At 64.0% G+C, this 19,200-nt stretch carries 15 protein-coding genes, 2 tRNA genes and 1 pseudogene; 9 read left to right on the top strand and 9 right to left on the bottom strand.

The genetic code is table 11. The features are described from left to right. Positions 1 to 189, top strand: a pseudogene (locus PCE31107_RS20210) (hypothetical protein); the annotation flags it as partial. 89 nt (positions 190 to 278) lie between these two features. Here PCE31107_RS20210 and PCE31107_RS20215 read toward each other — a convergent pair. The 5 genes from PCE31107_RS20215 to PCE31107_RS20235 all read right to left on the bottom strand — a co-directional run bounded on the left by PCE31107_RS20215 (position 279) and on the right by PCE31107_RS20235 (position 3,857). Continuing rightward, the gene (locus tag PCE31107_RS20215; protein ID WP_130026631.1) at positions 279 to 698 is read right to left on the bottom strand and encodes a type II toxin-antitoxin system HicB family antitoxin; all 420 of its coding nucleotides are present in this window, start codon (positions 696 to 698) and stop codon (positions 279 to 281) included. A 43-nt stretch (positions 699 to 741) separates the two neighbouring features. Continuing rightward, positions 742 to 927 (bottom strand): type II toxin-antitoxin system HicA family toxin, encoded by a 186-nt coding sequence (locus PCE31107_RS20220; RefSeq protein WP_150610457.1) that lies wholly within the window; start codon positions 925 to 927, stop codon positions 742 to 744. 241 nt (positions 928 to 1,168) lie between these two features. Then, positions 1,169 to 2,356 carry an alpha-hydroxy acid oxidase gene (locus PCE31107_RS20225; protein ID WP_150610458.1) on the bottom strand — a complete coding sequence of 396 codons (1,188 nt, stop codon included), beginning with the start codon at positions 2,354 to 2,356 and terminating at the stop codon, positions 1,169 to 1,171. A gap of 65 nt (positions 2,357 to 2,421) precedes the next feature. After that, the gene (locus PCE31107_RS20230; RefSeq protein ID WP_017235024.1) at positions 2,422 to 2,895 is read right to left on the bottom strand and encodes an Lrp/AsnC family transcriptional regulator; all 474 of its coding nucleotides are present in this window, start codon (positions 2,893 to 2,895) and stop codon (positions 2,422 to 2,424) included. Positions 2,896 to 3,107: 212 nt separating this feature from the next. Beyond that, positions 3,108 to 3,857 carry a CerR family C-terminal domain-containing protein gene (locus PCE31107_RS20235; RefSeq protein ID WP_130026634.1) on the bottom strand — a complete coding sequence of 250 codons (750 nt, stop codon included), beginning with the start codon at positions 3,855 to 3,857 and terminating at the stop codon, positions 3,108 to 3,110. Positions 3,858 to 3,959: 102 nt separating this feature from the next. Between PCE31107_RS20235 and PCE31107_RS20240 the strand changes: the two genes are divergently transcribed. Genes PCE31107_RS20240 through PCE31107_RS20250 form a run of 3 tightly spaced genes read left to right on the top strand, consistent with a single transcriptional unit; the run spans position 3,960 to position 8,484 of the window. Beyond that, positions 3,960 to 5,300, top strand: coding sequence for an HlyD family secretion protein (locus PCE31107_RS20240; protein ID WP_150610459.1), 1,341 nt, complete (start codon positions 3,960 to 3,962; stop codon positions 5,298 to 5,300). Next, the gene (locus PCE31107_RS20245; protein ID WP_246181908.1) at positions 5,257 to 7,026 is read left to right on the top strand and encodes a DHA2 family efflux MFS transporter permease subunit; all 1,770 of its coding nucleotides are present in this window, start codon (positions 5,257 to 5,259) and stop codon (positions 7,024 to 7,026) included. The genes PCE31107_RS20240 and PCE31107_RS20245 overlap by 44 nt, the downstream gene beginning before the upstream one ends. 6 nt (positions 7,027 to 7,032) lie before the next feature. Continuing rightward, entirely contained in the window at positions 7,033 to 8,484 is a 1,452-nt protein-coding gene (locus tag PCE31107_RS20250; protein ID WP_150610460.1) for an efflux transporter outer membrane subunit, read from the top strand. Between the two features lie 286 nt (positions 8,485 to 8,770). On the opposite strand, the gene PCE31107_RS20255 is transcribed toward PCE31107_RS20250, so the two are convergent. Both PCE31107_RS20255 and PCE31107_RS20260 read right to left on the bottom strand, forming a co-directional pair. Next, positions 8,771 to 8,847: transfer RNA gene (locus PCE31107_RS20255), tRNA-Arg, on the bottom strand. A gap of 154 nt (positions 8,848 to 9,001) precedes the next feature. Then, positions 9,002 to 9,078, bottom strand: a tRNA-Arg gene (locus PCE31107_RS20260). A gap of 408 nt (positions 9,079 to 9,486) precedes the next feature. On the opposite strand from PCE31107_RS20260, the gene PCE31107_RS20265 reads away from it, so the two are divergent. Next, positions 9,487 to 11,139, top strand: coding sequence for an AMP-binding protein (locus tag PCE31107_RS20265; RefSeq protein WP_130026636.1), 1,653 nt, complete (start codon positions 9,487 to 9,489; stop codon positions 11,137 to 11,139). Between the two features lie 210 nt (positions 11,140 to 11,349). Here PCE31107_RS20265 and tcdA read toward each other — a convergent pair whose 3' ends face one another. After that, positions 11,350 to 12,186, bottom strand: coding sequence for a tRNA cyclic N6-threonylcarbamoyladenosine(37) synthase TcdA (tcdA, locus tag PCE31107_RS20270; protein ID WP_150610461.1), 837 nt, complete (start codon positions 12,184 to 12,186; stop codon positions 11,350 to 11,352). Positions 12,187 to 12,226: 40 nt separating this feature from the next. On the opposite strand from tcdA, the gene PCE31107_RS20275 reads away from it, so the two are divergent. The 4 genes from PCE31107_RS20275 to PCE31107_RS20290 all read left to right on the top strand — a co-directional run bounded on the left by PCE31107_RS20275 (position 12,227) and on the right by PCE31107_RS20290 (position 17,649). Continuing rightward, positions 12,227 to 14,263, top strand: coding sequence for an AsmA family protein (locus tag PCE31107_RS20275; protein ID WP_240756021.1), 2,037 nt, complete (start codon positions 12,227 to 12,229; stop codon positions 14,261 to 14,263). A 283-nt stretch (positions 14,264 to 14,546) separates the two neighbouring features. Beyond that, on the top strand, positions 14,547 to 15,194 hold the full coding sequence (gene pdxH, locus PCE31107_RS20280) for a pyridoxamine 5'-phosphate oxidase (RefSeq protein ID WP_130026638.1): 648 nt from the start codon (positions 14,547 to 14,549) through the stop codon (positions 15,192 to 15,194). Between the two features lie 113 nt (positions 15,195 to 15,307). After that, on the top strand, positions 15,308 to 16,519 hold the full coding sequence (locus PCE31107_RS20285; RefSeq protein WP_130026639.1) for an SAM-dependent methyltransferase: 1,212 nt from the start codon (positions 15,308 to 15,310) through the stop codon (positions 16,517 to 16,519). After that, complete coding sequence (locus PCE31107_RS20290; protein WP_130026640.1) at positions 16,516 to 17,649, top strand: DUF72 domain-containing protein; 1,134 nt, start codon at positions 16,516 to 16,518, stop codon at positions 17,647 to 17,649. The genes PCE31107_RS20285 and PCE31107_RS20290 overlap by 4 nt, the downstream gene beginning before the upstream one ends. A 286-nt stretch (positions 17,650 to 17,935) precedes the next feature. On the opposite strand, the gene fabV is transcribed toward PCE31107_RS20290, so the two are convergent. After that, on the bottom strand, positions 17,936 to 19,129 hold the full coding sequence (gene fabV / locus PCE31107_RS20295) for an enoyl-ACP reductase FabV (RefSeq protein WP_130026641.1): 1,194 nt from the start codon (positions 19,127 to 19,129) through the stop codon (positions 17,936 to 17,938). Positions 19,130 to 19,200 lie beyond the last annotated feature (71 nt).

Below are 19,200 nucleotides of genomic sequence, written 5' to 3' on the forward strand. Positions count from 1 at the left end.
GGCGGTGGTGCCGGCACGGCCGCTGGCAATGCGATGGGCGGACGCTCGGGCGGCCTGATCGGTGCGGCCGTCGGCGGCGGCGCCGGCGCCGCGCTCGGCGGCAACATGTCGCGCTCCAGTTCGTACGACAACGATGGCTACGGCTACCGTGGCAAGCGCCACGGCCATCGCAAACATCATCATCACTGATCGACCCGCGTCTGCCTGAACGACAACGCCCCGCGATTGCGGGGCGTTGTCGTTGGGCATGACAGCTTGGCGCGGCCGCCCCGACGGCGCTATACCGCGCGAACTTCCAGCCGCTTGCCCAACACGGCAAAGGCGCTCTCCACCGCGTCGAGGCGAGAGGCATAGCCAAGCTTCAATAAACGATCGACCTGCACCTGATTGACGTGCATACGCCGGGCCAACTCGGCCTTTCGTACGTTCTGCGCGATCATCTCGTTCGCCAGCAGCACCTTGATCGACGCCATGATGGGCAACGTGATCGTGGCCTGCCCGCGCTTCGCACGGGACGGCCACGGGATCGGCCGCTTCTGAGCAAAGTAAAACTCCAGCGCCGCCTCAAGCGCTTCAAGCGCTTGCTCACGCGCGTGCGCCTCGTTCTCGCCGACGGTAATCGCTTCCGGCACGTCCGGGAACGTGACCAGCAACGTGTCGTTCGTGTCGCGCTTGAGCGTAATGGGATAGGTCAACATCGTTCGCCTCGCAATTCGTTGCACCCACGGGGATCAGCTCACGCTATTTCAGATCGAGCTGCTTCTTGATGGCTTCCACCAGTGCGCGTCCCATCTCCTTGGCACCATGATCCGGGAATACCGTCGAGCGCCCATTGAGCGTGACTCGAAAGTGACTGGATCCGGCACGGTGCTGCTCGAATGTCGCGCCCTCTCGCCGAAGCCACCTTCGGAATTCGCTGTACTTCATACTTCACCCGTGATGGAATCGAATGCTACAACAAATCTGTCGTATACGCCGCACAGAGACCACAACAAATTTGTTGCAAATTCCTGTAACGCCACTTCACGGCCGACTGACTCACGCCTTGCATCATCGCCGCGCCCGCGGTCCGGCGAAAGCCGGCAGGCCGAATATCGGAAAGCCCCTACGCCAATAAAAAAGCCGCAGCACAATGGCTGCGGCTTCTCTCACTCGCGCGACAGACGGCTCACCGCCTGCCGAGCTCCGCAAGGTACGGTCCAATGCCCGTCGGATAGCTTCCGGGGATGAGCATCGACGTGTCGAGACGGTCGACGCTCGTGCGACCGGTCAGCGCCATCGTCACGTCCATCTCCTTGGCAATGACCGCCAGCGCACGACGCACGCCCGCCTCGCCCATTGCCCCCAGCCCGTACAGGAACGGTCGCCCGATCAATGTCCCCTTCGCGCCCAGCGCCATCGCCTTGATCACGTCCTGCCCGGAACGCACGCCGCCGTCGAGCCACACCTCCGTGTCGCGTCCCACCGCCGCGACAATGTCGGGCAGCGCCCGGATCGTCGAGATCGCACCGTCGAGCTGACGCCCGCCGTGATTGCTCACCACGATCGCATCGGCCCCCGTGTCGCGCGCCGCGCGCGCATCGTCCGGATCGAGCACGCCCTTGAGCACGAGCTTGCCGCCCCAACGCTTCTTGATCCACGCCACGTCGTCCCATGAAAGGCGAGGGTCGAACTGCGCCGCCGACCACGCGGCGAGCGAGCCGATGTCGTCAACGCCCTTGGCATGCCCCACGATGTTGCCGAACGTGCGACGGCGCGTGCCCAGCATGCCCAGGCACCAGCGCGGCTTGGTCATCATGTTGGCAATGTTGGGCAGCGTGAGCTTGGGCGGCGCCGACAGGCCGTTCTTGATGTCGCGATGACGCTGACCGCTGATTTGCAGATCCATCGTCACCATCAGCGCCGAGCACCCCGCCGCCTTGGCGCGATCGATCAGCCGCTCGATGAAGTCGCGATCGCGCATCACATACAACTGGAACCAGAACGGCGCCTTGGTATGCGCGGCGACATCCTCAAGGGAACAGATCGACACGGTCGAGAGTGTGAACGGCACGCCGAACGCCTCGGCCGCGCGCGCCGCGAGAATCTCGCCGTCCGCATGCAGCATGCCGGTCATGCCGGTCGGCGCCAACGCCACCGGCATGGCGACCGGCTCGCCCAACATCGTCGTGCGCGTGCTGCGATGCTCGATGTTGACCGCGACACGCTGGCGAAACCCGATCCCGCCAAAGTCCGCCGCATTCGCCCGATACGTCGACTCGGTCCATGAGCCGGAATCGACATACTCGTAAAACATGCGCGGCACGCGCCGCTGCGCGAGCACCCGCAAGTCCTCAATGGTGGTAATCACTGCCATGCTGCGTCTCTTCTTCCGGGAAGTCCCGACCGTCTTTCGGGAACGGGTGAATATCGTCGATATTTCTATTTCTGCTTCACCAGATCGACGAGCGACTGGGTTTGCTTGATTGTCTTGAGCACGATGTTCGATTGGATCGCCATGACCGCCGGCGCACGGTACAACTCGTTCACGATGAAATCCGAGTAATGCGCGAGATTCCGGGCCCTGACGGTCAAGATGTAATTGGCCGAGCCAGTGACGATGCGTGCGGTCACCACCTCAGGCCAATTCTGGACGCAAGCGAGAAATTTCTCGTGCCATTGATCGACATCGGGACGCAGCGAAATTTGGACCAGAGCTTCGAACTCGAGGCCGATATGCTGTGCGTCCACGATGCAGCGGTATCCGGAAATCACCCCGCGATCCTCGAGCAACTTCACCCGGCGAAGGCAGGCCGATGGCGACAGCCCGACGGCATCCGCCAACTCCTGGTTGGAGATGCGCCCGTTGAGTTCGAGATGGCGCAGGATACGAAGATCGGCAAGGTCAAGGTTCATTGGCAGAATCCATCAAGTTCCCCCGGATTCTGGCAGATCCTTCGAATCGCCGCCAGTTGTCCGCCACAAATGGCCAGCAAATTCCATTTTTTGCGTTGAAATCGTAACGCCCGGCCAAGCTCGGGCACGGCGTGCTATCCGGGCCGTGAACGCCGTTTTCCGAGATTGCCGCTGTCGTGCCGCTGTCGTGCTGCCAACGTGTTGCGACGTGCCTACCCGCCCGACTTGCGTTGCTTGACGATGCGTTGCAGCAGGTACCGAGTCTGTTCGAGCACCGCCTCGCGTACCATTCGGTTGCGTTCGGGATTCGGCTCGCTCGCCCACCCCATCGAACTGTCGACGGAGCGGCGCATCACCCGAAACGCCATGCCCAGCGTGCTGATGCACACGGCCCGAACCCGCATTGCCTCATCGTCGGGCGCCACGCCCGCGAGCCGCGTCACAATGTTCGCCCCTACCGCGGCGAGCCGGCTCGAAAAGCGCTCGTGGAATACCTTGAACCCCGCCTCGGGTCCAAGCCCTGCCTGCTCACGGGCCATGAACATGTGCCAACCCTCGATCTCCGGCACTTCCTCCATGAACCCCGCCTTGCGGTTCTGCAGCTCGCAGAATGCGTCGATAAGCTGCTTGTCGGTCGCCTCCGGTTCGGCCACCACGCGCTCGGCCGCCTCGATCGCTTCGCCCATCTGCCCCATGACAAGACTCACGATGTACTCGACGCACGCCGTGTACACCCCCTCCTTGTTGTCGAAGTAATACTGCAGCGCCGGTGCGTTCACACCGGCCTCGTGCGCGATGTCTCGCGTGGAGGCCCCCGCAAAACCGAACTCGCCAAAGCACTTGATCGCCGCCAGGATGATGCGCGCGCGCGTTTCCTCACCCCGTTGATACCCCGTGTCGACCGCATGCCGCGTTCGCACAGGCGTGCGCGGTGCCCGCCCGGCGCGTGAAGTTCCTGTCATGTCTGTCCTTGCTTGCCAAAACTTTCGTCAAAAATATAACACTTGACACAAATCGATCAACTGGAATAATTTTGCCAAACGGAATAATTTGAAGGACCCCTCATGTCAACCGCAGCACCGGTCAAACCGACAACCTCGACGCCGCCGATCGCACGCCCCGCCGACACCCCGACCGCCAGGACCGTGGAAGCCGCCGAGACCACGCAGACGCCGGGCCGGCCGGAGACGCCGGCCAACCGTCGTCGCAAAACGATTCTGCTTGGTGCGCTGGCAGTGGGCGTCGTCGCGGGTCTTGGCTGGGGCGCGCACTGGTGGCTCGTTGGGCGCTTCATCGAGTCGACCGACGATGCCTACCTGCAAGCCGACAGCATGACTGTCGCGCCGAAAGTGGGCGGCTACGTAACGGAAGTGTTAGTGCGTGACAACGAAACGGTGAGCGTTGGTCAACCGCTCGTGCGGCTCGACGCGCGTCAATACCAGGCCGCCTTCGACGAGGCACAGGCGACCGTGCAGGCGCGCGAAGCCGATGTCGCGCGCGCCGAGGCCGAACGCGCCCAGCAGACCGCGACGATCGCGCAAGCGCGCGCCGAACTCGACGGTGCGCGAGCGGACGCGCGCTACACGGCGGGTCAAGTCAAACGCTATGCGCCGCTCGTGGCCACCGGCGCGGAAACCGACGAGCGTCTTGCCGAGCTGCGCAATGCCAGCACCCGCGCTGACGCCACGCTCAAGAGCCACCAGGCCAGCGTTCAGGCGAGCGAGCGTCAGACCGACACGCTCGACGCCGCGCTGGCGCAAGCCAAGGCCCAATTGACGGTCGCGCGGGCCAGTGCGCGCAAGGCGGAACTCGATCTCGCCGACACCGTGGTCAAGAGCACACTGGCCGGACGCGTCGGCGATCGCGCCGTGCGCGTCGGCCAGTTCGCCCAGCCGGGCACCCGGTTGCTCACCGTCGTGCCGGTGCAGAACGTGTATCTGACGGCGAACTTCAAGGAAACGCAGGTGGGTCATATGCGGCCCGGCCAGCCGGTGACGGTTCACGTCGACGCCCTGCCGAATCAGCCGATTCACGGTGTGGTCGATTCGCTCTCGCCGGGCACGGGCGCACAGTTCGCCTTGCTGCCCGCGCAAAATGCGACCGGGAACTTCACGAAGATCGTGCAGCGCGTGCCGGTGCGCATCCGGCTCGACGTGCCGGCATCGCTGCGCACGGTGCTGCTGCCGGGCCTGTCGGTGACAGCGGACGTCGACACGCATCGCCGCGATACGGCCGCCCCCGCCAAGCAGGCGAGTCGGGCCGATCAGGCGGATCGGGCGGGCGACCCCGCGGTACAGCTCGCGCTCAGCGCGCCACTGAACGCCCTCGTCGGCCCCATCACCAGCGCGCCGTCGAACGCCGATGCCGCACCGTCATCGGCAAACGTTGGGGCGCAACGTGGCTGAGCGTGACGCGATGGACACATCGCCGATCGCCACGCCTTCGCCGTTCGCGTCGTCTTCGTCGCCCTTACCCGTCGCGCTGACGCGCGACCAGGCGCGTAGTGCCGTGGCGGCCGGCAGCGGCAGGCATGGGGGCCCTGGCGGACGCGGGGGAAACCCGGGCGGTGGCGCCGCGAACGCCGCCACGCCGCGCAACGCGTCGGCGTCGGACTGGATCGCCGTGGCGGCCGGCGCACTGGGCGCCCTGCTGGCCACGCTCGACATCTCGATCACCAACTCCGCCCTGCCGCAAATACAGGGGCAGATCGGTGCGTCGGGCACCGAGGGCACCTGGATCTCGACCGGCTACCTGATGTCGGAAATCGTCATGATTCCGCTCGCCGCATGGCTTACGCGCGTGCTCGGTCTACGGCGCTTCCTGATGCTCAACGCCGTCTTCTTCACGCTCTTCTCGATGATGTGCGGCGCATCGAGCAGTCTGGCCGAGATGATTGTCGGCCGCATCGGGCAGGGCTTTGCAGGCGGCGCCATGATTCCGACGGCGCAAATGATCATTCGCACGCGCCTGCCCCGCCACCAAATGCCCGTGGGCATGGCAATGTTCGGCCTGATCGTACTGCTCGGTCCCCTGCTCGGCCCGGTGGTCGGCGGCTGGCTCACCGAGAATGCCAACTGGCGCTGGTGCTTCTTCCTGAACCTGCCGATCTCGGCGACTATCGTCACGTTGCTCATGCTCGGCCTGAAGCGCGAACCGACCCATCTGCAGGCGTTCTTCAAGGCAGACTGGCTGGGCATCGTGGGCTTGACCATCGGCCTGAGTACGCTGACCGTCGTGCTGGAGGAAGGACAGCGCGAACGCTGGTTCGACTCGCCGCTGATCGTCTGGCTCTCGATCGTATCGGCCGTGGGCATCGCCATGATGCTGGTGGCGCAGTTCACGGCGGAGAAACCGATCGTCAAGCTCTCCCTGCTGGGTAACAGGAACTACGCGAGCGTGATCTACATCGTGTTCACGGTGGGCGCGGGACTCTATGGCGTGTCGTATCTGCTGCCGCAGTTCCTCGCGACGATCGCGGGCTACAACGCGCAGCAGTCGGGCAACATCATGCTGCTCTCGGGGCTGCCTGCCTTTCTGATGATGCCGTTCCTGCCGCGCCTGATCAGCCGCGTGGACATTCGTCTGCTCGTGATTCTCGGGCTGCTGTGCTTCTTCGCCAGTTGCATGCTCGACATCGATCTGACCGCACAAAGCGTGGGGCATGACTTCACGATGTCTCAATTGCTGCGCGGCGTGGGACAGATGCTCGCGATGATGCCGCTCAACCAGGCGTCGATGGCGGCCGTCGAAGCGCAGGACGCGGGAGACGCCGCCGGTCTGTACAACATGGCCCGCAACTTGGGTGGGTCCGTCGGACTCGCGTTGCTCGGTACGCTGATCGACCGTCGCACCGCCTATCACGACGCCATGCTGCGCGAGACGATCACCGCTAACAGTTCGCTGGGCCAGGCGCATCTTGCCGCCAACGCGGCGAGCTTCTTCGCGCAGACGGGGGATAGCGTGCATGCGCAATTGCAGGCCACCGCACAGCTGGCCGCCGAGATCGCGCAGCAGGCGAGCGTGATGACCTTTTCCGAAACTTTCTATGCACTGGGGATCGCGCTGCTGCTTTGCGTGCCGCTGGCCCTGCTGCTCAAGCAACCGACCGGCTTCAATTCGGGCGGACATTGAACGATCATGACGCTGCATTTCCGAACGATGGCCCTTGCGGCCGCCCTTCTCGTCACCGGCTGCACGGTTGGCCCCGATTATCGTGGCGCGCCCGAGGTGGCGGCCAATGCCCTGCGCACAGGCGCCACGTATGCGCATGCCGGAGACGGCATCGCAGCGCATACGCCGGGGGTCGCCCGGTGGTGGACGACGCTTGGCGATGCGCAACTCACGGCGCTGATCGACGACGCCATCGCCCATAGCCCGGATATCCGCGCGGCACAGGCGAAGGTGCGCCAGTCTCGCGCGAGCCTGCGCAATCACCGGGCCGACCTGCTGCCCAAGGCGAGTGTCGATCTCGCGACGCTGCGCACGCGCTCACCCGATCTGAGCCTGCTTGGCGGCAATAGCGGCAGCGGCAGTGGCCGCGGCCCGCTCGACTTGTATATCGCCGGGTTCGACGCGAGTTGGGAGATCGATCTGTTCGGCGGCACGCGACGCGCTGTCGAGGCCGCCAGCGCCGATGCCGATGCGGCGTCGGAGGATCTCGCGGACGCCCACGTACAACTCGCCGCCGAAGTCGCACAGGCCTACGTCGCCTTGCGCGATCAGCAGGCACGGCTGGCGCTGGTGCGCGACTCGGCACAACTTGAAGGTGAGATGCTCGATCTCACCCGCCAGCGTCGCGCGGGAGGTGTCGCGTCGGAACTCGACGTCGAACGGCTCATCACGCAGGTGGAACAGACGCAATCGCGCGTGCTGCCGCTCGAAGCGGACGTCATCGAATCGCTCGATCAGTTGGCGCTGCTCACCGGCCGCGCGCCGGGTACGTTGGACACCGAGCTGTCGGTCCCCAGGGCCTTGCCGAGCGTGCCGAAGACGGTCGCCATCGGCGATCCGTCCGCGTTGTTGCAGGCACGTCCGGATATCCGTGCGGCAGAACGTCGCCTGGCGTCGCAGAACGCCCAGATCGGCGTGCAGACGGCCAACTGGTTTCCGAAACTCTCGATCATGGGCGAACTTGGATATTCGGCGCTGGATCCGGGCCATCTGGTACGCAAAGACAACTTCAGTTGGATGACGCTGCCGCGCCTGCAATGGAATGTGCTCGATTTTGGACGCGTGCAGGCGAGCGTCGACGGCGCGAAGGCCGGTCGCGATCAGGCGCAGGCGAAGTATGAAAGCGCAGTGCTCAGCGCGTTGCGCGACGCCGATGTGGCACTGGCACGTTACGGGCATCAGCGCGAAAACGTATACCGTCTGCGCAGTGTGGAGGCCTCGGCCACGCGGGCCGCAACGCTCACGCGTCAACGTTATCGCGCCGGCACCGCGAGCACGCTCAATTGGCTCGATGCCGAACGCACGCGCTTTTCCGCCGAGCAGGACCGGGTCGCAGGCGATGCGCAACTGCTCAAGTCGTTCGTGACGCTACAGAAGGCGCTGGGTCTGGGATGGCAGGTAGGGCCCACCATGGAGTGAGGCACGACGCGACGTGAAATGAAGCAAAGCGCCGCAACCGGCTGCGGCGGAATGCTGCGCCGGGTAATGCTGGGCCGGGTAATGCGACGCGGGATAATGCGACGCGGGGTGACGCGACGGGCAATGGGAGTCGACTTGCGTCGGGGAGCATGACGCACGCCTCTGAGCGTCGGCGGGCCCGGCGGCGCTGGCGCAGCGGGCATCACATGGCACCGTGCCTTTCGGCGGTGCCAATGAAAAAACGCTCCAGAAGCTTTCGCGTCTGGAGCGTTTTTACCAACTGAGTTGGTGCGGCTGGCAGGATTCGAACCCACGACCCCTTGGTTCGTAGCCAAGTACTCTATCCAACTGAGCTACAGCCGCATTTACTGCACGCGAGACCCGATCAGACGATGCTACTGCTGTCGGTTCGCCTTCTCATCGACGCGGGCCGAATGTACATGACATGCGGCGCGTCACTGGGAAGGACTCTCCCGAAAAACGGAGGGTCTCCCCGTGAGGAGACCCTCGAAATAAGTGGCGCGGCTGGCAGGATTCGAACCCACGACCCCTTGGTTCGTAGCCAAGTACTCTATCCAACTGAGCTACAGCCGCGTCGTGAGAACAGAATTATGTAAGAAACCCGCCTACCACGCAAGTGATTTTTGCAATTCTTTTGTCATAACTCCGATTTCCCTACCGTATCGCGTATTCCATGCGGGATTAGCGCGGAATCATCCGCACTGGCAAGTCTTTGCAGCTAGAGCAATTACTCCACGCAAACCCGCGCCGAATCAGGGCTTTCCATGTGCGCCTGCGCGTGACTGCACGGTATGCTACGACTTTTTGCAGCGCGTCGAAGGACGCGTTTGCCGCACGCGCGAGACCGGATCGGCAAGACAATCGGTTCGGCTCCCTCTCTCGCGCGGCCAAAAGAAAAATGCGACGAAACCACGCACCGCGCGCCTACGCTCTTCCCCCGGCGACGACGATGCGATAAAAACCATATTCAAGGAGGCGCTCATGGAAAAAGTCTGGCTCAAGAGCTATCCGCCCGGCGTGCCGGCCGAGATCGACGTCAACACGTATCGTTCGCTGAACGATCTGTTCCTGCAGAGCTGCCGGAAGTTTGCGAATCGTCCGTCGTTCACCAATCTCGGGGTGACGATGACATTCGCCGACCTCGAGCGCCAATCGCGCCACTTCGCCGCGTATCTGCAAAGCCTGCCCGGACTCGAGCGCGGCTCGCGCGTGGCGATCATGTCGCCGAACCTGCTGCAATACCCGGTCGCCGTCTTCGGCATCCTGCGTGCCGGAATGGTCGTCGTCAACGTCAATCCGCTCTACACCGCGGGTGAACTTGAGCATCAACTCCAGGATGCCGGCTGCGGCGCCATCGTCGTGATCGAGAACTTCGCCGCCACGCTGCAAAAGGCGTTGCCCAACACGCCGGTCAAGCACGTGATCACGACGGCCATCGGCGACCTCGTGCCCGCGCCGAAGCGCTGGATCGTGAACTACGTGGTGCGCCACGTGAAGAAGATGGTGCCCGAGTGGCACATCCCGCACGCGGTGCCGTTCCGCACCGCGCTGGCGAACGGCGCGCGCGCCACGCATCAGGAAGTGCCACTGGGTCACGACGACATCGCGTTCCTGCAATACACGGGCGGCACCACCGGCGTCGCCAAGGGCGCCATGCTCACGCATCGCAACATGATCGCCAACATGTTGCAGGCGCGCGCCTGGATCGGCGAGGGACTCGAGGAAGGCAAGGAAATCATCGTCACCGCCCTGCCGCTCTATCACATCTTCTGCCTGACGGCGAACTGCTTGGTGTTCCTCCAACTGGGCGCACTGAACCTGCTGATCACCAATCCGCGCGACATGCCCGGCTTCGTCAAGGAATTGGGGAAGTGGCGGTTCACGTTCATGACCGGCGTCAACACGCTCTTCAACGGACTGCTCAATACCCCGGGCTTCGACCAACTCGACTTCAGCGCACTCAAATGCGCACTCGGCGGCGGCGCCGCCGTGCAACGGGCGGTGGCCGAGCGCTGGCAGAAGGTCACGGGCCATGCGCTGATCGAAGCGTACGGTCTGACCGAGACATCGCCCGCCGTGTGCATCAACCCACTCGGCAGCGAGTTCAACGGCTCCATCGGCCTGCCGATCTCGTCGACGGAGGTGAGTATCCGCAACGATGCCAACGAAGCGCTCGGCTTCGGACAGGAAGGGGAAATCTGTGTGCGCGGCCCGCAAGTCATGAAGGGCTACTGGAACCGACCGGACGAGACCGCCAAGACCGTCACGCCCGACGGCTGGCTGCGCACGGGCGACATCGGCACGATGGACGAACAAGGGTACGTGCGCATCACCGATCGCAAGAAGGACATGATCATCGTGTCGGGCTTCAATGTGTACCCGAACGAGGTGGAGAGCGTGTTGGCCATGTGCCCGGGCGTGCTCGAATCGGCAGTCGTCGGCGTGCCGAGCGAGCGTACCGGCGAAGCGGTGAAGGCCGTGATCGTCAAGAAGGCGCAGGACCTGACGGAGAAGGCCATCGTCGACTTCTGCCGCGAACACCTGACGAACTACAAGGTGCCGCACTTGATCGAGTTCCGCACGGAACTGCCCAAGACGCCGGTCGGCAAAGTGCTGCGCCGCGAACTGCGCTAACGATTCACGTCATCGGGTTGTCTCGTCGTCCGTAACGACATTCAGAAACGTGGGCACCGCGTTGACAATGGCCGGGAGCAATCCCGGCCATTGTCATTTCAGACGGCGAAACATCGTCCTCTCGATCGAGAGATCGGCCTCGATTCGTAACTTTTGGTTACAGACGTGACGTGCACACCTTGGTACAACAGGAGCACGTCAGCGAAGCTTTCAGGCGGCACGCGTGGTGATTCGCTTCAAAACGTAAGCGGCAGCCGCCATGCCGAAGGTGGCCGTGACACACACGCTCGAGCCGAAACCGGCGCAGTTCAGGCCCTGCGGGCCCGCCACGGCATTCGCCGCTTCAGCGGGGGCGCACGCCGCTTCCGGGTACTGCAACGGCTCATCCGAGTACACGGCGGGTACGTTGAACTTGGCTTTCGGCCCACGGACAAAACCATGTTGCTTGCGTAATTGCGCGCGCACTTTGGCCAACAGTGGATCCTGGATCGTGCGGGTGAGATCGTCGATACGGATGCGTGTCGGATCGATCTGACCGCCGGCCCCACCAACGGTGATCAGCCGCTGCGCATGCGCCACGCACCACGCGATGAGTGCCGTCTTCACGCGGACGCTGTCGATGGCGTCGACGACCCAGTCAAAGCCGCCGCCCAGCATGGCGTCGAGGTTGTCCAGGGCAACGAAGTCCTCGACCAGCGTGAGTTGGCAGGCAGGATTGATGGCCAGGATTCGCTCGGCCATCGCAGTGACCTTCGGCTTGCCGAAGTTGCCGTCGAGGGCATGCACCTGACGATTGGCATTGCTTTCGGCGACGTTATCGAGATCGACGAGCGTGAGCCGGCCCACGGCGCTGCGCGCGAGTGCCTCGGCCACCCACGAGCCAACGCCGCCAATGCCGATGACGGCCACGTGCGCGTCACGCAGGCGCGCGAGACCGTCGTCACCGTACAAACGCGCGACGCCGCCGAAACGGCGGCTGGCGTCAAAATCTTCCTCCGGTGGCGTGGTGAGCACCGGAGCAACAATAATCGACGGGGTACTGTTCATGATGCGATGGGTAACGTCCTTGAAATGGCTGGCGATCACGATGGTCGCCATCGTGCTGGCATTCGCGGCGTTCATCACGTGGTTTGACTGGAACTACGCCCGGCCCTTCATCAACCGGGAGGTGAGCACCGCGACCGGTCGTCCGTTCGACATCCGGGGCGACCTCTCGCTGCACTGGCTGGCCCCGAACGCCAATGCCCCGGGGCTGGGGCGCTGGCTGCCGCGGCCTCGCCTGATCGCGAATGATATCGTGTTAGGCAATGTTGCGTGGAGCCAGACGCCGAACATGATCACGCTGGGCCGGCTCACGTTCTCACTTGAATGGCTGCCGCTGCTCGACAAGCGCGTGGTCCTGCCCGAAGTCGCCTTGTCCGCGCCGAAGGTGCTCATCGAGCAGCGGGCCGACGGCCAAAACAACTGGACCTTCACGAAGGGCGACGGCAAACCGTCGCCGTGGACACTGCGCATCGGCCGCCTGATTCTCGAAGACGGTGAGATACACGCCAATCTCGTGCCGCAGCAGCTCGATCTGAGCGCGAACATCGCCACCATCGACGGCCAGGCACCGTACGGCATCGGCATCTCGCTCAAAGGCACCTTCCGCAAGGTCGCCGTCACCGGCCACGCCCGCGCGGGCGACGTGCTCTCGCTCGAAGATAGCGGCGATCCCTACCCGCTCGATGCCGACGTGCGCATCGGACGCACGCAGATCGCCGCCAAAGGCACATTCACGAATCCGGCCACGCTCTCCGCGCTCGACATGCATCTGCGCCTGTCCGGGCCGACGATGGCCGACCTGTATCCGATTACCGGCGTGCTGCTGCCGCAAACCCCGGCCTACGAGACCAACGGTCATCTGCTGCATACGGCGGGCGTGTGGCGTTATGAACGCTTCCAGGGCAAGGTCGGGCAGAGCGATCTGTCCGGCACCCTGGTCTTTCGTCAACGGCAGCCGCGCAATATCCTGCAGGGCGCGGTCGTGTCGAATCAGCTGCGGCTGGTCGATCTCGGCCCGCTCGTCGGCGCACAGAACCCTTCCGGCGGCGGCGATCTGACGGGCAAGCCGAAAGCGCCGCCTTCCGACAAGGTGCTGCCGGTCGACCCGTTCAAGACCGATCGCTGGCGCGCCATCGACGCCGACGTGCAGTTCACCGGCCGCAAGATCATCAAGGACAAACGCCTGCCGATCGACAACCTCGTCACCCATCTCGTGCTCGACGACGGCGTACTCTCGCTCCGCCCACTGGAATTCGGCGTTGCGGGCGGACGCATCACCTCGACCCTCGTGCTCGACGGGCAGACCACGCCGATGAAGGTCGATTCGCAGGTCTCGCTCCGCCACCTGCAGATGAAGCAGTTGCTGCCGGACGTCAATCTGATGAAGACGAGCGTCGGCGAGGTCAACGGCGACGCCGCGCTCACGGCGACCGGCAACTCGATTGCCGCGCTGGCCGGCTCGTCGAATGGCGAGATCAAGACACTGATCGACCGCGGCTCGATGAGCAAGCTGCTGCTGGAGTATCTGGGGCTCAACGTCGGTAATATCGTCGTCACCAAACTCTTCGGCGACAAGCAGATCGAGATGCGATGCGCGGCCGCCGACTTTGCCGTGCGCGACGGTGTCATGGACGCGCGTACGTTCGTCGTCGACACCGACGACACGAGCATTGGCGTTACAGGACAGGTCGATCTCAAGCGCGAGCACTTCAATCTGACCATCCGGCCCGAGCCGAAGCACTTCGGCCTCCTGTCCTTGCGCTCGCCGCTCTATGTGCGGGGCACATTCAAGCATCCGGACGTCGGCGTGAATGTCCCCACGCTGATCGCCCGCGCCGGGGGGGCGATCGCGCTGGGTGTGCTCGCGCCGTACACGGCCCTCGTGCCGCTGCTCGAACTCGGCCCGGGCAAGGACAGCCCTTGCGGCGAACTGCTCGCCAGCCTGAAGCGTCCCCCCAGCCGCCATCCGTCGGCGGTCAAACCGGTGTCCGGTGCGAACGGCAATCCGGCCGGCGGCCAGCGCGAACCGCGCGCGTCGGCCACGGCCCCAACGTTCGGGCCGGGCCGCGAAACGCCCTGACCCCGATGTCGCTCACGCCGCCCCTTCGCTCGGCCAAAGCAATGCCCATGCCAGCGTGAGGGAATTGTCGCTGCCGCGCCACGCAACGTCGCGGATGGCGCCAACAGTACCGTCCATTAGTTCACTCCTTAAATATCAAGCACATGACGCGAATCGCCCGTCCCACGGTGTATTCGGCGAATCGATGCACCGGCAATGCGGCAAATCGTCTCTTGCGCACGTTCGCCGACTCTTCGCTATACTGTGTCGCAACCCCACCCGCAACAGACCGACACCGATCGTCGTGACCCAGACGCTTTCTCTCGCGGACCTGCGCAAAAATTACGCCCTCGGCTCACTTTCCGAGACCGATGTCGCGCCCAGCCCGTTCGATCAATTCCGACGCTGGTTCGAGCAAGCGCTCGCGGCTCAACTGCCCGAGCCCAATGCCATGACGCTCGCCACCGTCACGCCTGACGGTCGGCCCGACGCCCGCATCGTACTCATCAAGGGCGCGGACGAAAACGGATTCACGTTCTTCACGAATTACGAGTCGCGCAAAGGCCGCGAACTGGAGGCCACGCCTTACGGCTGCCTGCTGTTCCACTGGATCGAACTCGAGCGCCAGGTGCGCATCGAGGGTCGTGTCGAGAAGGTGAGCGAAGCGCAGAGCGACGCGTATTATCATTCGCGCCCGGTGGGCTCTCGTCTCGGGGCGTGGGCCTCGGTACAGAGCGCCGAAGTGGCGGATCGCAGCATCATCGAGCAACGCGAGGCGGAATTCCGGCGCCAGTTCGGCGACGCCCCGCCGCGACCGCCCCATTGGGGGGGCTACCGGCTCCTGCCGGAGACCTTCGAATTCTGGCAGGGCCGCGAGTCGCGCCTGCACGATCGCATCAAATATTTCCAGCTTGCCGACGGATCCTGGCGCGTCGCGCGCCTGTCCCCGTAATCATGATGTCGGCGACGCCGACGCGGTGCGCCTGCCTGCCCGTTTGACGAGGAGACGTCACTGTGCCGTGCGCTACGGAATGAAGTTTTTTTGGTGACACTTGGAGCATATCCATGTTGTGGGAGAAAAAACTCGAAAACTGGGTCAGCGGCGTCAAGACATCCTCCAACCTGCCGATCCGCCTCGCGCTCTGGAATGGACAGCACTACGATTTCGGCGCGTTCGATAATCCGAGCGTAACGCTGCGCATCAATGGCCCCGCGGCCGTGACGCGTCTGTTGAGTCCCAGCCTGGACAATCTTGGCGAGGCCTATGTGAAGGGCGAGATCGACGTCGAGGGCAAGCTCGTCGACGTCATCGACATGAGTTACGCGCTCGCCGGCAGCAGCCTCACCACGCTCGGCCCGCTGGAACGCGCGGTGCGCCACTACACGCACAGCAAGAAGTCCGACAAGCGCTCGATCGAGTTCCACTACGACGTGTCGAACGAGTTCTACCAGCTCTGGCTGGACAAGAACATGGTCTATTCGTGTGCCTACTTCGAGAACGGTGACGAAGACCTCGACACGGCGCAAGAGAAGAAGATCGATCACATTCTCACCAAGATCGCCTTGCAGCCCGGGCAGACACTGCTCGATATCGGCTGCGGCTGGGGCGCCCTTGTGATTCGCGCCGCGCAGAAGTTCGGGGCGAAGTGTGTCGGCATCACGCTGTCGCAGAATCAGTTCGATCTGGCCACCGAACGGGTCAGGAAACTCGGTCTGACGGATCGGATCGAGATCCGCATCCAGGATTACCGCGACGTGGAGGGTCAGTTCGATCGCATCACGAGCGTGGGGATGTTCGAGCACGTTGGACGCAAGCACCTGAAAGACTACTTCGCCCAGATGGCGTCGCTGCTCAAGGACGACGGCGTCGCCATGAACCATGGCATCACGTCGACCGATCCGGATAGCGGCGAGACGGCGATGGGCGGCGGCGATTTCATCGACAAGTACGTGTTCCCGAATGGCGAGTTGCCGCACATCAGCCTCGCGCTCGAATCGATGCAGCGCGGGGGACTCGAAGCGAGTGATGTGGAAAGCTTGCGCCGTCACTACGCACGCACCCTCTCGCTCTGGTCCGAGCGCTTTGAAGCGCACGCCCCGCGTCTGCGCGAACTGGCGGGCGAAGAGCGCTTCCGCGTCTGGCGCGTGTACCTGGCGGGCTGCGCGTACGCGTTCGAGCACGATCACGTCTCGCTCTATCAGATCGTCTGCCGCAAGGCGGGTCAGTCCGCCACACGCCTGCCCTGGTCGCGCCGTTACATGTACGAGAACCGATGAGCCAGTTCGATCTGTTTGGCACGACGCCTGACGATCCCGCGACAGGCGGACATGCCAGGCAGGTCGATGGCAACCCCGCAACGCCGAAAAGCCAAGTCCCTCGCGCGGGCACAAAGCGCCGCAGCGGTGTCGGCGCGGCCGACATTCCCGCTGCCATGCAGTCCTTGGGCGAACGGTTGCCCGGCTCGATCCGTCTGGGCACCTCGTCGTGGTCGTTCCCCGGCTGGAAAGGCATTGTCTGGGACGACGACTACAGCGACGCCAAGCTCTCCCGCCAAGGACTGACGGCTTACGCGAGCCATCCGGTGCTGCGTTGCGTCGGGATCGACCGTTCGTTCTACAAGCCAATGTCGATTGTCGAATATCAGACGTACGCGCAGCAGGTGCCGGAGGACTTCCGGTTCCTGGTCAAGGCACCGAGCGTCGTGACCGATGCACTCGTTCGTGGAGAAAAAGGCGAAGGCCTGAGCGCGAATCCCTGCTTTCTCGACGCGAGAATCGCCGCCGAACAGTTCGTGACGCCGTGTCTGACCGGGCTCGGGCCGAAGGCCGGCGTACTCGTGTTTCAAGTCTCGCCATTGCCGTCGGAATTACTGCGTGACATTCCCGCGTTGGTTCAACGCATCGAAGCGTTCTTCGGGGCGCTGCCGCCATTGCCGCGGAGTGACACTACGTCCGTCGGCATCGCCGACCCAGGGCCATGTTATGCACTGGAAATTCGCGACGGCGCGTTGCTCACGCCGCGTCTCATGCGAGCGCTGGGGCAACTGGGGGTGCGTTATTGCATCGGCCTGCACGCGCGGATGCCGCATGTGGAGCGTCAGGCCGCAGCGTTGGCCATGCTCGACGAAGCGGGCGCGGGACCGCTGGTGGTGCGCTGGAATCTGAACAGCGGCCATCGCTACGAGCAAGCCAAGGCCAAATATGCGCCGTTCGACAAGATCGTCGATCCCGACCCGGCAACGCGCGATGTGCTGGCCGCGCTGGCCACCCATTACGCCCTCGCCGGCCATCCCGTCTACGTGATCGTCAACAACAAGGCCGAAGGCTCTTCGCCCCTGTCGTGCCGCGCGTTGGCCGAGCGCGTCGTCGAGTTGTCCGCCGCAGCGTCGCTCGCCAGCACGGAGTGACGCCGCCCGGCCCGACGCAGCAACGGGGCAACGGGACGACGGGACGACGGGGACGACACGAAGGGACGACACGACGACGCGGCGTCACCGCAACGCAACGCTCAGCGCCAGGACACGACCAAGCCACGCTCGGCATGCGGCACGTGGGCGGCAAGCGCCTCCCTCGCCCCCGGAAGCGACGATGGCCCGAGCCGGCGTCTACGCCGAACTCGAGCCATCGTTATTGCGCTGCGCTGTTACCGAACGTCCCCGGCAGTCTTTAAAAAGCCTGGGACGCCCTGACGCGTTACGCTACGAGATGCGGAATCGGCACGTCTGGATTCACGTCGGCCTCGTAATCCACACCGTCGATCTCGAATCCAAACAAGCGCAGGAATTCGTGCTTGTAGCCGGCGAAGTCCGTGAGGTCATACAGGTTCTCGTCGGTCACCTTGTCCCACAGGGCCGCGACCTCGGCTTGCACGTCGGGCGAGAGCTCCTTCTGATCGGTGCGCACACGGCCTTCGTCGTCGAGCTTTGGCGTCGCACCATACAGGCTGTCCTTGTACAGGCCGTAGATCTGCTCGATGCAACCCTCATGCGTGCCCTTGGCCTTCATCACCTTGAACAGCAGCGAGAGGTAGAGCGGCATCATCGGGATGGCCGAGCTGGCTTGCGTGACCAGCGCCTTGAGCACGGCCACGCGCGCGTCACCGCCGCTGGCCGCGAGTTTGGCGCGAAGGCCCAGCACCTTCTCGTCGAGATCCTTCTTGGCCGCACCAATCGACCCATTCCAGTAGATGTCGTGCGTGAGCTTCTCGCCGAGATACGTGAACGCCGTGGTCTTGGCGCCCGGGGCGAGCACGCCCGCGTCGGCGAGCGCGTCGATCCACATCTGCCAGTCTTCGCCGCCCATGACGGCCACCGTGTTGTCGATCTCTTCCTGCGTGGCCGGCTCGAACACCGACGCCTTGACGACTTCCTTGTCGGTATCGATACCGCGCAACGTCACCGACTTGCCCACCGGCTTGAGCACCGAGCTGAACACCTGCCCCGTTTCCGGATGCGTGCGGCGCGGCGAAGCCAGGCTGTAGACGACCAGATCGACCTGACCAAGATCCTGCTTGATCGTCTCGATGGTCTTGGCCTTGATTTCCCTGGAGAAGGCGTCGCCGTTGATGCTCTTCGCGTATAGCCCCTTCTCGGTGGCGAACTTGTCGAAGGCTGCCGTGTTGTACCAACCCGGCGTTCCCGGCTTGGTCTCGCTGCCGGCGCGCTCGAAGAACACGCCCAGCGTTGCGGCGTCGCTGCCGAAGGCGGCGGTAATGCGCGCAGCCAGGCCGTAGCCGGTCGACGCGCCGATCACGAGCACCTTCTTCGGGCCGTTCGCAATCGCACCCTGCGCCTTCACATACGCGATCTGTTGCTTGACGTTGGCTTCGCAGCCGACAGGATGGGTGGTGACGCAGATGAAGCCGCGCACGCGTGGCTTGATGATCATGGAAACCTCGTTCACAAAAATCGGAGATGCCGGCTCACCCGGCAAACACCGCGCATTGTAAACGAGGTCGG

It is taken from the genome of Pandoraea cepalis (genome assembly GCF_902459625.1).
GTDB lineage: Bacteria > Pseudomonadota > Gammaproteobacteria > Burkholderiales > Burkholderiaceae > Pandoraea > Pandoraea cepalis.